The organism is Mesorhizobium sp. C120A (genome assembly GCF_030323105.1).
GTDB lineage: Bacteria > Pseudomonadota > Alphaproteobacteria > Rhizobiales > Rhizobiaceae > Mesorhizobium.
Genome location: NZ_CP100476.1, coordinates 6,395,312 through 6,408,591 on the forward strand (window position 1 = coordinate 6,395,312; position 13,280 = coordinate 6,408,591).

A 13,280-nucleotide genomic window follows, 5' to 3' on the forward strand; every position below is an offset into this window, starting at 1 on the left:
CGAACAGGAGGGGCATTGGAATTCTATCGGTACGTCGCGCAGTTCATTTGATAGAGGCACTGTGCATGTTCTCCTCAGCGGCACGGCCACTGCAACAAAGTAGAAGGAGAAATGTTTCCGGCTTCGGCCATTTGCGCGAGAGAATCGGACCTAAGTCTAAATGGTGAGCGGCCCAGAAACCTATTTCCCTTGCTATCGGCCTTTGCGTCGGAAATTGAACGGCAATAGCGAGGGTGATCGAAGGCGGCCCCGGGCGTGAGGCTGGCAAGTGGGCCAAGACGGCGGCGGTAAGGCGGAGCCTGTGGCGATCAAATAACCGATTCGCCTAGAATCTCCTTCACCCAGCTCATAGTTCTCAGCCCGTATGCCATTCCGGCGCAGTCGGCAAACCAGTCGAAGACACTCATGTCACGCCCTGTGACGCATTGAAGGATTTCAATCGCTGCGCCCGTTAAAGCAAGTAGAACCGCCAGCCGGACCACCTGTTGGGGCCAGCCGAGGCTACCCAAAGCTGACAAGGTGGCGAACGCGGCGGCGTGGTTGAGCTTGTCGTGATGAGACGTAAAGGCCAATCCGAGGGCGTGCAGCAGGTGGTCTGGCAATAGCGCGAGCAGCAGGACGACTGCCAACGTGGAGAGAAAGGCAGCCCTTGCCATGCTCTGATGAAAGCTGGACTGCGGCAATCTATTCGCAGCACTCCCGGTTCCTAGTTCTCGCTTCTCATACTGGTGCACTAGGAAGGGCTCCAACCTGCATCTGAGCTATGAGCGCGAACAACTGGCATGCTTAACAGGCCTCCTGATGTCATCAGGAAGTTCCATGAAACAGCCTATGTCACTCTGGATGGTTCCATAGGGCGCTGCGAATGTCGCCCTCCATTGTGATGAGGCCGAGGGTTTCCTGCCGAAAAGGCGCGGCGGAATAGGCGAGCCATTGGTACCGCTTGCGCCCAGGTGCGATGCGTATCGTGCCGGGCACGGCTGGGCTGGAGCGGAACTCTTTCCAGCCTTGGCCCGGCTGTCTTTTGCACCCTGATGTTGGGCAGCCGGGCCGACTCCCTTCTGAATTCAATTATCGTCGGCGTGGCGGCTAACAGACGAAACCGTTATTTAGTCTGGTCATCCCTGCCTTGGTGATCTCGCCTTTACAGATTCCAGTCCTGGACGCTAAGCCAGCAGCGGCCACTCGCTGCTGTCCAATCAACAAGCCCCAAACATCAGGTCGCGCTTATATACAAAAAAGCCGGCCACCTTTCGGCAGCCGGCCAGTGCAAACAAGGAAGGGAACGTTGCACTGATGGGGCAGTGCACCGTCCGAAGCGTTTTCAGGCGACAATGTTCCACCGATGAGAGAACAAAGAAGGCTTCACCGCCAGCGCACATCCCCTTAGCCGCGCTGTGTTGCCGTCGCCTAGTGTCTAAAGGCCTTTAACCAGCCACGGATCGGTGTCGTATCCGAGGCCCGGCTTTTCCGGCGTTCCACCGGCCGGCAATTTGGCGGTTCCGGTCGGCCTGCAGTCCAGCTCGAGCACCTGCTTCTTGGCCGAGTGCTTCGTAGAGCAAAGGTCCGTGGCGTCACTCACCACCACCTTCTTCTCCTTGGCAACAGCGACACCAGTCCCAGCGATCACGATCGCCGCACAAAACACAGCAACTCTCATCATACTCCCCACGTTGTGCCTCCCCAAAAAGGCTGAGGCTGACGTTACGGCACATTTAAATTAGCGCAAGCGAATATTAGCTGCCTAGTCCCTTCACATCGGCTCTGGTCGCCTCCCCCTTGCTGCCGGTGCCTTGCGATACCGGCAGCGCGATATGGTAGGATGGGCGCATGCCTGCTCATGATCGGAGGGCCGATGTTCATGACTTGAGCTCGACATGGCAGAGGGCTGCAACCGTCAAGTTTCCCAGGTCGTCGTGGCGATGAACGATCGCGTCGAGGATCGCTTAATAAGCGGCGTTTACTAAGTTCCGCTGGTCTAGCCCTACGCGATCACACCATAACCACGTGATGACAAATCAGCCATGTGTGTGGCGCGGCGGGCCTGTTCCGCTTGTGGCCGGCGCCTACCCACCCGGGTTCCCCAACCATGGCGTCGGCCATTTTCGTTCTCTCAGCGATTATAAGCCTTTGCTATAGGCCTATGTGTTGGCTGGACGGTGAGATCGCTGTTAGATCGCCTCGTTCGTTTGGATGTTTCGCTGGCGTTGGGAGGAGGCGCGGTAGTGTGCTGAGAGTTCTGCAAATTCGCTGAGAGGGGGCGGTCATGGCAGGCTGGTGATTGTTCACGTCACCTGATTCCCGCGAAGGAACGCCACCATGACCAAGACTGAAGTTAAGACCGCCAGCGCTGCCGTCAAAGACATTTTGCTTTCGAACCCGGATGGATTGCACGAAGTGCTCCGTGCGGTGATGCAGGAGGTGCTTGAGGCCGAGATGGACGAGGCGCTGGGTGCCTCGAAGAGCGAGCGCACGCCCGAACGGCTTGGCTATCGCTCGGGCTATTACGGCCGTACCCTTGTGACGCGGGTCGGCAAGCTCGAGCTGCGGGTTCCGCAGGACCGGGCCGGGCGCTTCTCCACCGAGCTGTTCGAGCGCTACCAGCGTTCCGAGCGGGCCTTGGTGGCGACACTGGCGGAGATGTATGTGCAGGGCGTGTCGACCCGCAAGGTGAAGGCGATCACGGAACAACTGTGCGGCCATGCTTTCTCGGCCTCGTCGATCTCGGCCATCAACAAGCGGCTGGACGAGAGCCTCGCTGCCTTTGCCAGGCGCCCCCTTCAAGAGCCGTTTCCTTACCTCATCCTCGATGCGCGCTACGAGAAGGTGCGTGAAGCCGGTGTTGTCATGAGCCAGGCGGTGCTGATCGCGGTCGGTATCGACTGGGACGGAAGGCGCCAGATCCTGGCCGTGGAGATGGCCAATCGCGAGAGCCGCTCGGCCTGGAGGGACTTCCTCGTCGGCCTCAAGGCGCGCGGCCTCAAGGGCGTCGAGTTGGTTGTGTCCGACGATCACGCCGGCCTGGTGGCAGCGATCGGCGAGGTGATCCCCGAAGCCGCCTGGCAACGCTGCTACGTGCACTTCCTCAGGAACGCGCTGGATCATCTGCCGAGGAAGCACGGCGACGACTGCCTGCAGGAATTGCGCTGGCTCTACGACCGGCGCGATCTCGCAGAGGCCAGGGCTGATCTTGCCGCATGGCTTGCCAAATGGTCGGCACGCTATCCGCGCCTGACAGGCTGGGCCGAGGATGCCATCGAACAAACCCTGACCTTCTTCAGGCTGCCGAGACAGCACCACAAGCATCTCAAATCCACCAACATGCTGGAGCGGCTCAACGAGGAAATCCGCCGGCGCACCTATGTCGTGCGCATCTTCCCCAATACCGAAAGCTGCCTGCGCCTGGTCAGGGCGTTGGCCGTCGAGACCAATGAAAACTGGATGGAGGCCAACCGATACATCAACATGGACGACCTGCGCGAGCACAAGAAGCTCGCTCTGCGCCAAGCCGCATGACCAGCATCATGATCGCCCATTTTGCAGAACTTGACGCACACAACCGGAGGCGCATATGTTCGCCAGCCGGCGGATACCACACCGCCCCACCGGTCAGGCCCAGCGCGCCCGCTGCAAAGTCCCGCAGACGGCTGCTGGGCCGCTGGCGGGCAGCGGCTACTTGCTGACGATCCAATCCACCAAGCCAGTTTCGATCAGCTCGAACCAATCGTGCACCAGGGCCTTGGCTAAATCGCGCCATTGACACTCAGGCGTACGGGAGACGGCAACAGTAGAAGGGTCGGCATCTTCCCAGCCTCGCGCCACGTCATCGCGATGACGTTGACGAAGGCGCATCAGCAAGGTGGCCGTAGTGGCCGCTTGAGCGATATCTATGGGCGTTGCAACCATCGCAGCCTCCTCAAAGCGATGGCAAACCCCTCACTAGTAAGCCCGCTCAGACTCTCTCTGCAATCAAAAAAAGAGTTGTCCTCGCTCCCTGTTCTGTCATCGCAATGAAGGACGACATCTTCGAGCACCCGCAGCACACCTGTCGCATGGAAAAAGCTGTAGGCGTTTATAGGTGCTTGGGGAATCCGCCGTTTGTTTGCGTTGTGGAGCGGGACAAAGCAAGTTACTCACTCAGGCTGGCTACCGTGAAGCGGGGCACCAGCCCGACTTCCACGCGTTGCCGTGGGAAGCTGAACACAGGGCCGTCAAAGAAAGGCAAGGTGGACGCGACGGCGCTCGCTGAACGCATTCGGGCGCCGGCTGCGTTCGCGTTCACACCCGGCGCTATGTCGCTTCTAGGCCCGCTCTGTCGCTACTTTGTGCGCAGCATATTGTGGGAACTCTGCCTCGGCCCACGCACTCAGTGGCTGACCAGAACGAGCGCATCATCGGCCTAACCGTTTAGGCTGTAGAATTTGTGTGTGCGCTCGTATCGAGATGCGGGTGATGTCGCAGCCGAAACGCGCTGCTTCCTTCTCGATCCGCCCCATCAGTTTGGCGCCGATACCAGCACTGCGCATCTCGGCGTCGACAACCACATGGTCGGCCTACGCCCACTTTCCGCCCATACCCGGTTTGCTGATAGAGCGGGTAGATAGCCGCGATCTCTTCGAGCTCCATGGCTGAGTGTCGATGCCTATGTCGGCGAGGTGATGAGTGCGGCCTTGCCGCCGAACACCAGCCCCAACTGGGCAGTCGCATCGCTCGACATTACGGGCGATGCAGCCACTGCGAAGGTCGAGGACGAATTTGGAACCACAAGGTTCACCGACTATCTTCTGCTCAAGATCGCAGGAGAATTGAAGATCCTTAGCAAACTCTACCACCTTCACTAATACGACCGTCCAGATCAGAGGCCAAATACCGCAAAACTGACCAACCTGTCGTAGGTCTCCCAGCGCCTTTAGAGCTTGAGCTCAGTCCTTAGCGCGTCGATTCGCTTCGAGGCCTCGGCTTTGCTTAGATCTTCGGCGTAGCTTCTGTCGTCGCCCGCCTGCTCACATAATGTTTTCAAGTAGGAAGCTTGCGACGGAGTCATTGGCTCGTCTCCCGTCGTCCATTCGTCAGGATCCTTGCTGATAGCTTCGCCTTTGGCTCGGGGTGTAGTTTGCATGACGCTCTCCATGTTGGGAACGGCACAACGTATTTGATCTGCTTTTGTTCCACATGCTTGAAGTGTCTGAGATTGCGATGGCAGGGGTGTTCACGAACGCAAGTTTACCCGTGCTGGAAGAATCCGACGAGATTGCTTAGCTTCCGCTCGCGGTCGCCAACGATGAACTCAACGCCAACTCTGCGCGAGACATCGAAAGATCCTCCGCGCCCGCAATTTACCCCAACGGTGAGGAGACGCCCCATGAAAGCAATCGTAGCGACGGACCAGACTGCAGGAACGGCCGGGATGAAGTTGGTGGAGTTGCCCGAGCCTCGGGCGGCAATTAACGACGTGGTCGTACAGGTTCATGCGGCAGGATTCGTCAACACCGAACTGGAGTGGCCCTCGACGTGGGCCGACCGAGCCTTCCGTGACCGGACCTCTTCGATCCTCGGCCACGAACTGGCTGGTGTGGTCACTGCGCTCGGCTACGGCACTACGGGGCTTTCTATCGGTCAGCGGGTGTTCGGCCTCGCTGACTGGCATCGCGACGGCACCCTCGCCGAGTATGTTGCCATGGAGGCCCGTAACCTCGCGCCGCTGCCCGGCGATGTCGACTTTACGGTGGGCGCTAGCCTGCCGATCTCCGGCCTAACCGCATGGCAGGGGCTGTTTCAGCATGGCCGCATCAAGGCCGGGCAGAGCGTTCTCGCGCATGGCGCTGCCGGTGCCGTCGGTTCGATGGTGGCGCAGCTTGCCAGGGAGGCCGGAGCCTATGTGATCGGCACCGGGCGGGCCGCCGACCGCCAGAAAGCGCTCGACTTCGGTGCAAATGAATTCCTCGACCTCGCAAAAGACACCCTTGAAGATGTCGGCGGCGTCGATCTGGTGTTCGATGTCGTCGGCGGCGATGTCCAGAAGCGATCCGCAACGCTCGTCCGGGCCGGAGGTATCCTTGTCACAGTCGTCGGACCAACGGATATTCGACCTGCAGACGGCCTGGCGGTTGACTTCGTCGTCGAGGCTGATCGAGCCCAGCTTTCTGAGATAGTGCAGCGGATCCGCGATGGACGACTGCGGACGAACATCGGCAAGGTTTCGAGCTTGGATGATGCCATCGGCACCTTCAACTCAACGGACCGACGCGCGGGCAAGACCGTTGTTCGCGTTCGTCCGTGAGAACTTGGGAGAGAGGCGGGCCCTCGCTCCTTATGGTCGCGTCGGCAGCTGACACGGTGAGGTGCAAATCAGCGCCTGTCGCGGGATTTAGCCATCGTAGGGCGGTGTTTGCGGGAACCTACTTTGTACGTTTCCGACTCTTGCCTTTTTCGGAAAGTGACCCACAGAATAGCTGATTGAGGTTCTATCTCTCTGGGAGGATGGGATGGACATTCAAGCACCTGTTCGGCCTACGCAGCAAACGGCCAAGGAGCTGGTCCGCGAGGTCCTGTTGGGCTCTCAACCCGGCGACATTATTTCCGTCAAAGCGACCATTGTAGCGGTCCGTGAGCGCGGCGGCGATCTTCTCGAAACTGACTGCCAGTTAGTCGAAATGATCGTCAAATCAGCCTCCGTTTGGGGACTGTTCATCGCCTTTGACGTTCGAGAGGCGTGATGCCCCACCGTTGGTTCAACCCTCCGGTTTATGTGAAGACTGAGCGCCCGGGGCTTCGCCTTGGTGTCAACCGGGTTGATGCCGCCGCCGAGGAGCTCCTAAAGTGGTCCAATCGTGGCCCCAAGTGGCGGCTGGCGGCCGAGGCTTGCCTATCTGCGATGGATGGCAAAATGCCGGGTAATGACTTCCGGCTGCTGTTCGAAGCCGCGGCCGATGAAGAGGAGATGCTGCTGCCGGATTAACAACGCTATACGACGAGCCCATTCGGGTCTGTTCGCGTTGCGAATTCACCGGCGCAACGGGCATTTATGCTGTCCGTCTCCGTCGTCAAACTTTAAAGTGAGACACTAACGAGCGACGACCTAGATGGACAGTTTATTCGCCGGTGCGCGTACCATATAGGGCCGCGGGTGACCGATGGAGGTCACATGGTTGATGAAGAGCATCGCCGCGAACGGAGGCAGCGGGTGCTGAAAGGCGCCTCAATCATCAGCGGAATCACAAACTCCGAGATCAGTTGCACCATTCGGAACCAAAACAGTGGCAGAGCTGAGCTCAAAGTCCCGGTGGAATCGCGTGTCCCTGAGCGGTTCGTGGTTTACGTGCCGACCGACGGCGTTGCCTACCAGGCAGTCCTGCGGTGGCGCAGGAACGACCGAATTGGGGTTCAATTTATAGGAACGTTGCCAAAGCCGCGTCTCCACTATGGCTGAGCTTGTGCCCGGGATGCACAGACCGTTGAATTGGACACTCTCCGGCGCTCGGCACGTGTTCCATGGCAGTCTCACTTTAGAGATTACCCCCCGGCGAAACTTCGCTTCAGGTCGACGCGGTCAGAAGGCTTACAAAATCGCGGGAATATTCCCCGTCCAGATATTTAGCCGGAGCGCCCCACGCCTCGGCTGGTTGGCCAGTGAACGCGTCAAACACCGCTCAGGTTTCGTCGAGTCCCTCCTGAGGTCGTATCTTTGAGAAGCCATGCCGTCGCTAGGTAAGTCTGCGGTCCAGTTCTCAAGCGGTGATCGACATTCCTGTTGGAGTGCGGGTTCTACAGGAGATTCGGTTTTGAGGATCGCGAGGGGTTGGCTCAATGCATCATGAGCGACCCAGCATTCTCAGAAACCGGCACCCGTCTGCGCAGCCCTATGATGCAGATAGGTAGAGTCAAAATCTGCGGCCCGAACGAGCCCTGCCCAGTCGGGCGCATGAAAACGCGAGCCAAGGGTAGATATCAGACCGTCGCGTCGAAGGTCCTGGAGCACTCGGTTCACGTGCACGGTGGAGAGGCCAACTGCGTCGCCAAGTGCAGCCTGCGTTATGGGGAGATAGGCCACATGATCTTCAATGCGACCTACCGAGCGAAGGCGGACAATAAGTTCGCAAAGAATGTGAGCCATACGAGAGTAGGCGTCGCGCCTTCCGACGTTGGTGACCCACTCTCGATAGATCGCCGCGTCGATCACAGTGGAGCGCCAAAACACTCTCGTTATCGAAGAGTGCTGTTCGCAAATGGCGCGAAGTTCGTCGTGCCGCATGAAGCCCACCCTAGCGGGCATGAGAGGGGTGAAAGTGCAATCCATGACCGACAAATGCAAACCATGCAGGTCGGGAATGTCGCCCGGAACAAAAAAGGAGGAGATTTGACGCTTCCCCTCCCCGGTTAGTTTGATCGACCCTATTAAGCCTTCAAGAACGACGAACGAAAGGCTCGGCTTATCGCCCTCGCGCAGAATGTCTTCGTTGGCCTGATATCTCTTCTCCTGAATCGAGATGTTCCCCAAGGTCGCAATGTCTGATTCTGCGAGTTCCGAGATGGCTTGGAGCTTGCGGATCAACATTTTGAAAGAATGATCATGTGCCATCAAGAACCTGTTCGTGTTTGCTCCCAACTTTTAGTTGGCGCTAATGTTCCCGCTGCCTAGAGGAGACGAAGGCCAATGGTCAGTGCGTCGATGATGCGCGCAAAGTTCAGCTGTCCTCAATCCTTTTCGCCTGCCGCAACCTGTTCGAAACGGCTGGATCACAACCTGCTTTCCACCGGATTAACGAGTGCTATTGCGCGCCAGGAACCTTAAGAGTTCGCAGCCGTTCAACTGTTGGGGCGCACGAAGCAGGCTTTCAATGTCATCGGGTTCCGTGCTGATCGTGGAGACGTCGAGAACTCTCTCCGGGAGGCCGGGTTCGAGGTGGTCGCCGGCTTAAAAGGGCCTTCAAGCGATTGCGACTTTCGATCGTGAGCCGGAGCGAGTTGTGGCTCTCCTGACAGATATCAGACTTGGGGACGGCCCAAGCGGGTGGGATGTGGCCCGGCACCTCCGAGGCACCGATCCTACTATGCCAGTTATATGACAGCGTTGGTCGATGCCATGGCCTGCTACGCAATTGACCGACATCAAATCGACATCCTGTCTCTCGGCTGCGTTGAATTGGAGTTCGCCTTCACCAAGGGCCAAATCGCCAAGGGCGGTATCAGGCACTGGCGAGATCATTTCTGCCGCCATGCGCCTGCAAAGCCAGAATGCACTGGGCCAAGCTGGGCTGCTGGTAGGACGAGACCGTCTACTACGCGTCGACGGACCACCTATGAAGTCTAATCCGATCGACCTCGACGACTACACCGGTCCGCCGCAGAGTTACCTGTTATTGCTGCCTCACTGGTCAAGCAACATGAGGAACGGCTGGCCGCGCTTTTCGTTGCGCCGCGTCCACCCTACAAAGCGGTGTATGGGCCAAGGTCTCAGGACCCGTAAATAGCCACCTGTTCTTCGCACGATGTCGGCTTTCAGAAACCGCCTAAAGCGATCCCGATATTGAGCGCAATGGCCATCCGTTCTGATTAAGTCGTCTTGGCCAGCCGTGGTCTTCACTCGACCCCGCATGATGAGGTATGACCAAGAAGGATGTAGACTAAACCGGAAGAGACAAGGTGCAGGTGCAAGGCATTGAGAGAAATAGCAGGAACCGAACCAATCCACAGGAATATTTTGTTGGTATTTATGTTGGTATCAGATGCGGCTAACATTCCCCTAAGTATCTGAAAGCAAAACGGGATTTTCTTCACTTGAATTCCGCCTCTGGGCACCAGTTTTCTCTGGGTCCATTCCGGACACATAGGTTACGGTTTATATCGGAGACATGGGTAACACTTTTGGCCCGAAGGGGTTTTGGAGTGGTTCGAGCCTGCATGTCTCATCATCGAAGTAGCCCAAATCATAATCCATGAAGGAAGCCAGCCAGATATGGTCCTCGACCTGTTTGATGCCGACGGTCTGGCCGGCAAAGACGAGGCTGAGGTTGATCTTCTTGCGATTGTAGCAGATGCGGCCGCAGGTGGTGACGGTGACGGCCTTGTCGTGAAACGGATAATCGAGATCCGGCAGGCCGGCATAGATGCGCGGTGACGGCGTGTAGCGCTCGGCTGGACAGGCCATGTCGAGCGCCTGATGTGGGCGTTCTGAGTTGAACTCATTGATGAAGTCATCGAACCTGGCCTGCTGCTGCAGGAAATTGGAGCCAGCCGGTTTGGTGGTTTCCTTCTTGAGAGTCAGGTGCATGCGCTCATGGCGCCCGTTCTGCTGCGGACAGCCCGGCTGGATGCGCTCGATGTCGATGCCCAGGCGCAGCCACCAGACCGACAGTTTGCTGAGATTGAACAGCGCGTTTGGGCTGGCAAAGGGAACGCCATTGTCGGTCCTGATGGCGCTGGGCAGGCCGAACTCTTTGAAAACGCTCTCGAACACCGTGAAGGCATAGGCTTCCTTGGTAGTCGACAACGCCTCGCAGGCGATGAGATAGCGGCTGGCGAAGTCGGTGATCGTCAGCGGATAGCAATAGCGCCGATCGGCGAGCATGAACTCGCCTTTGTAGTCGGCACACCACAGATCGTTGGGCCGATAGCCGTTTGAAAGTGGTGTTCCCATCGCCCTGTTGCGCCTTCGCTTGCGGCGCTCGACCAGGCCATGGCTGTCGAGAACCGCATGCACCGTCGAGATCGCAGGCCGGTGAACGTCAGGATACAGCCGGGCCAACCGTTCGCGTATCTTTGGCGCACCCCAGGTCGGCTTGTCTTGCTTGAGGCGCACAATCAGCTTCTCGATTTGAAACGGAAGCTGATTGGCGTGGCGGTAGGGTCGGCGTGATCGATCCGTCAGCCCCTCAAGGCCACTGTCATTGTAGCGTGTGAGGATCTTGTAGCCGGTCTTGCGCGAGATATCGAACTCACGGCAAAGCACCGCCATCTTCTCGCCGTCCAGCAGCCGGGCAATGAACTTCAGCCGCTCTTCCATGACGTTACACTCCTTCCAAGGCACCTTGCTCTCCTTGCAAAGGCCGAAAGTGTAACCCATGTCTCCGGAATGAACTGTCACCCATCTCTCGGGAAGGGCACTGAACATCAAGGGCTTGACTTCCTGGCGCCGCACCGACGGATTCCTGATTTCGGCCTGCCGGCTGTGCCGGCAAGCCTGCGCAACCGAGTTATGAACTTTCGGGGCGCACGGTCTCCACGCGCAGCGAGCCGGCTGGAAGCGGCTGCAGCAGTTCGGGTTCCGGCTTCGTCAGACTGAGCCAAGCCGCCCAATCGCCGGGCCGAAGCACCACGACGTGCCGACTGTGATAGGGCGCAATATCCGGTCCAGGCTCGGTTGTCAGCATGGTGAAGGTTGGCGGCTTGTTGCCGGCAGCTTCACGCCAAAGCCCTGCGATGGCCATGAACGGCGAGCCGTTGAGCGTGAAGCGATGCTTTGCCTTCGGATACTTCGTGCCCGTGAACTCGAAGAAGGCGGATGCCGGAACGAGGCAGCGTTTGCTGCCGGCGAATTGCCTGCCTTCGGAGCGGAAGTTGAACACTGGTCCGCCTTTCGGGCCGGCCGGCGGAAATCCAAACGTCATCGACGTCAGTTCAACGACGCCAGTGTCGCCGGCGGCGCGCATGATCGGGGCTGGATCGTTGATATGGATGTCATCAACCCGCGGCAGGTCAAGTTCGGTCTGATGGGTCGGGATCTCAAGTGCCAGCGACTCCAGCATCCGGCAATATTCAGCCCAGAGAATATGCTGCTCATAGTCGTTGCACATGGAAGGCTCCCGACCGGTCTGCCAGTTTACCTCACGCCAAACAAAGAGGCGATGGACCGCTCAACCCTCGCGGTCGCGCTCAACCAGTATATCGGCCTCGATCGCCGCGTTGACGAAGGCGGCGCGGGCATAGCGCGCCTCTTGAAGGCCTTCCAGAACGCCAAGGCAGGCTTTGCGGGCGGCGACGTGATAGCCGCCTGTCTTCACGGGCCATCGGTTCATCAGGATATCGGCGGCCTGCGCGACACGCTCCACCTTGTAGATCTTGTTTCTGGATCTGCCGAGCGCCACGCGAACCGGCTCATCGAAATGCTGATCTTGCATGCTTCCCCTCCCGAACGCGATCGCGAGTCAATTCGGGGAGGCAAGTTCGGTTCCACGGGAGCGATCTGCCAACGCAATAAACCCGCCTTCTGAAATCACTTTGCGCGCATAGGCCAAATGGCGGATTTGATTTGCTTGGTGATCCCCTCTCCTTGGGGCAAACTACCTGCCGGGGCTGCAGGAGGAGAAATGCGAGCACGCGCAGCTACGATCGGCGATCTCGAAAGTGTCTTCCGTGATCTGTCCACGCGGATGTCGGACGAGTATGTGGCCGCCGGCAAGGACAGCAAGGTCGCCTACGACAATCTGATGATGAATTTGAAGGAAGGCCGGGCGCACGCGCTGGTCGACGGCGACAAGACGGTGGCGATCGTCGCCTGGCACGAAAACAGCGACGCCGCCGACACGCTGTTTGCCGCGCAGGAGGGTTTCTTCAGCGCCGCGACGGTCCGCTTCTGCAGGCGCCACATCCGCCACATTCAGGCGCTGGCCGGCAACCTGCCCATCCACTCGCGCAGCTGGCTGCAGCGGGCCGACGTCGGCAAATGGTTCCGCGTCATCGGTTATGTCGAACGCGGCCGAGAGAACGGCGCCACTGTGTTCGAATTGCCGCCGGCACGGGGAGCGTCAGCTGCGCGGGCTGCCTAGGGCTGCGCACCCACGGATGCCATCACGGAAAAGCCCCCGCCAGGATGGCGATGGGCCAATATCGCCTGCAATGGGCTCATATCGGGGGCTCAGATGTCGGGGCTCAGATATCGGGCTGATCCAGCGCCTCGAAAATCACCCGTTCCAGCGGACCGAGATCCTCTTCGATCTCGCTGACCTCAAGGCCTAAATGCCGAGCATCCAGGGCAGCTCGCGTGGTTAGGGTTCGAGCCGTTGCCTTGTCGGCAGGCAGTTCGCCCGGCAGGTGCTCGTGGATCCAGCCCTGCAGGAAATCAACGCCGCGCTCGCTCATCGATTTATCCCTTCCGTTATCTGGGGGATCATTCCCCCAGAATGACCCCAGAAGCGACGATCTGAGCCGTCAGGCTGGTGAGCCTGCCTCGCTTCACGAGCGTCGGCTTTTGGTAGATTTTCTTCATGGCGGTGCCTTTCGCGACAAATCGCTCGTCGGCAACAACGTCCGTCGCGGGGCAGCGTTCCATGGCGGGCTGTCAG

General features: G+C 58.8%; 17 protein-coding genes. 6 read left to right on the plus strand and 11 right to left on the minus strand.

What is annotated here, in order from left to right:
- Positions 1-308: 308 nt before the first annotated feature.
- Positions 309-683, minus strand: coding sequence for a VanZ family protein (locus NL532_RS30975; protein ID WP_286487859.1), 375 nt, complete (start codon positions 681-683; stop codon positions 309-311).
- Positions 684-1,417: 734 nt separating this feature from the next.
- Positions 1,418-1,660, minus strand: a complete 243-nt coding sequence (locus NL532_RS30980) for a hypothetical protein (protein ID WP_155923840.1) — start codon at positions 1,658-1,660, stop codon at positions 1,418-1,420.
- A gap of 659 nt (positions 1,661-2,319) precedes the next feature.
- Between NL532_RS30980 and NL532_RS30985 the strand changes: the two genes are divergently transcribed.
- On the plus strand, positions 2,320-3,516 hold the full coding sequence (locus tag NL532_RS30985) for an IS256 family transposase (protein ID WP_286487860.1): 1,197 nt from the start codon (positions 2,320-2,322) through the stop codon (positions 3,514-3,516).
- A gap of 156 nt (positions 3,517-3,672) precedes the next feature.
- On the opposite strand, the gene NL532_RS30990 is transcribed toward NL532_RS30985, so the two are convergent.
- Entirely contained in the window at positions 3,673-3,906 is a 234-nt protein-coding gene (locus NL532_RS30990; RefSeq protein ID WP_050591009.1) for a hypothetical protein, read from the minus strand.
- Positions 3,907-4,391: 485 nt separating this feature from the next.
- Positions 4,392-4,544: a GNAT family N-acetyltransferase gene (locus NL532_RS32355; RefSeq protein WP_352496840.1), complete on the minus strand. Its 153-nt coding sequence runs from the start codon at positions 4,542-4,544 to the stop codon at positions 4,392-4,394.
- 114 nt (positions 4,545-4,658) lie between these two features.
- On the opposite strand from NL532_RS32355, the gene NL532_RS30995 reads away from it, so the two are divergent.
- Positions 4,659-4,841 carry a nuclear transport factor 2 family protein gene (locus tag NL532_RS30995; RefSeq protein WP_023698908.1) on the plus strand — a complete coding sequence of 61 codons (183 nt, stop codon included), beginning with the start codon at positions 4,659-4,661 and terminating at the stop codon, positions 4,839-4,841.
- Positions 4,842-4,909: 68 nt separating this feature from the next.
- Here NL532_RS30995 and NL532_RS31000 read toward each other — a convergent pair whose 3' ends face one another.
- Positions 4,910-5,119 carry a DUF3072 domain-containing protein gene (locus tag NL532_RS31000; protein ID WP_031193277.1) on the minus strand — a complete coding sequence of 70 codons (210 nt, stop codon included), beginning with the start codon at positions 5,117-5,119 and terminating at the stop codon, positions 4,910-4,912.
- A gap of 243 nt (positions 5,120-5,362) precedes the next feature.
- Between NL532_RS31000 and NL532_RS31005 the strand changes: the two genes are divergently transcribed.
- The 3 genes from NL532_RS31005 (at position 5,363) to NL532_RS31015 (ending at position 6,958) form a co-directional block, all read left to right on the plus strand.
- Positions 5,363-6,280, plus strand: a complete 918-nt coding sequence (locus NL532_RS31005) for an NADP-dependent oxidoreductase (protein WP_023829784.1) — start codon at positions 5,363-5,365, stop codon at positions 6,278-6,280.
- 205 nt (positions 6,281-6,485) lie between these two features.
- Positions 6,486-6,716 (plus strand): hypothetical protein, encoded by a 231-nt coding sequence (locus NL532_RS31010; protein WP_023669678.1) that lies wholly within the window; start codon positions 6,486-6,488, stop codon positions 6,714-6,716.
- Positions 6,716-6,958: a DUF982 domain-containing protein gene (locus NL532_RS31015; protein ID WP_023669677.1), complete on the plus strand. Its 243-nt coding sequence runs from the start codon at positions 6,716-6,718 to the stop codon at positions 6,956-6,958. Before NL532_RS31010 ends, NL532_RS31015 begins: the two co-directional genes overlap by 1 nt.
- 873 nt (positions 6,959-7,831) lie before the next feature.
- On the opposite strand, the gene NL532_RS31025 is transcribed toward NL532_RS31015, so the two are convergent.
- The 4 genes from NL532_RS31025 to NL532_RS31040 form a co-directional block, all read right to left on the minus strand.
- The gene (locus NL532_RS31025) at positions 7,832-8,578 is read right to left on the minus strand and encodes a Crp/Fnr family transcriptional regulator (protein WP_023829785.1); all 747 of its coding nucleotides are present in this window, start codon (positions 8,576-8,578) and stop codon (positions 7,832-7,834) included.
- Positions 8,579-9,838: 1,260 nt separating this feature from the next.
- Positions 9,839-11,026 (minus strand): helix-turn-helix domain-containing protein, encoded by a 1,188-nt coding sequence (locus tag NL532_RS31030; RefSeq protein ID WP_023755075.1) that lies wholly within the window; start codon positions 11,024-11,026, stop codon positions 9,839-9,841.
- 166 nt (positions 11,027-11,192) lie between these two features.
- A complete protein-coding gene (locus tag NL532_RS31035; RefSeq protein WP_023755076.1) occupies positions 11,193-11,792 on the minus strand; it encodes an SOS response-associated peptidase in 600 nt (199 codons plus the stop codon).
- Between the two features lie 60 nt (positions 11,793-11,852).
- On the minus strand, positions 11,853-12,116 hold the full coding sequence (locus tag NL532_RS31040; protein ID WP_023669675.1) for a DUF982 domain-containing protein: 264 nt from the start codon (positions 12,114-12,116) through the stop codon (positions 11,853-11,855).
- 189 nt (positions 12,117-12,305) lie between these two features.
- Between NL532_RS31040 and NL532_RS31045 the strand changes: the two genes are divergently transcribed.
- Complete coding sequence (locus NL532_RS31045; RefSeq protein ID WP_023696662.1) at positions 12,306-12,764, plus strand: hypothetical protein; 459 nt, start codon at positions 12,306-12,308, stop codon at positions 12,762-12,764.
- Between the two features lie 103 nt (positions 12,765-12,867).
- Here the strand turns inward: NL532_RS31045 and NL532_RS31050 are convergent, their stop codons facing one another.
- Both NL532_RS31050 and NL532_RS32360 read right to left on the minus strand, forming a co-directional pair.
- On the minus strand, positions 12,868-13,077 hold the full coding sequence (locus NL532_RS31050) for a DUF768 domain-containing protein (RefSeq protein WP_023669673.1): 210 nt from the start codon (positions 13,075-13,077) through the stop codon (positions 12,868-12,870).
- Positions 13,078-13,105: 28 nt separating this feature from the next.
- Positions 13,106-13,267: a hypothetical protein gene (locus tag NL532_RS32360; RefSeq protein ID WP_023669672.1), complete on the minus strand. Its 162-nt coding sequence runs from the start codon at positions 13,265-13,267 to the stop codon at positions 13,106-13,108.
- Between the last annotated feature and the right edge of the window lie 13 nt (positions 13,268-13,280).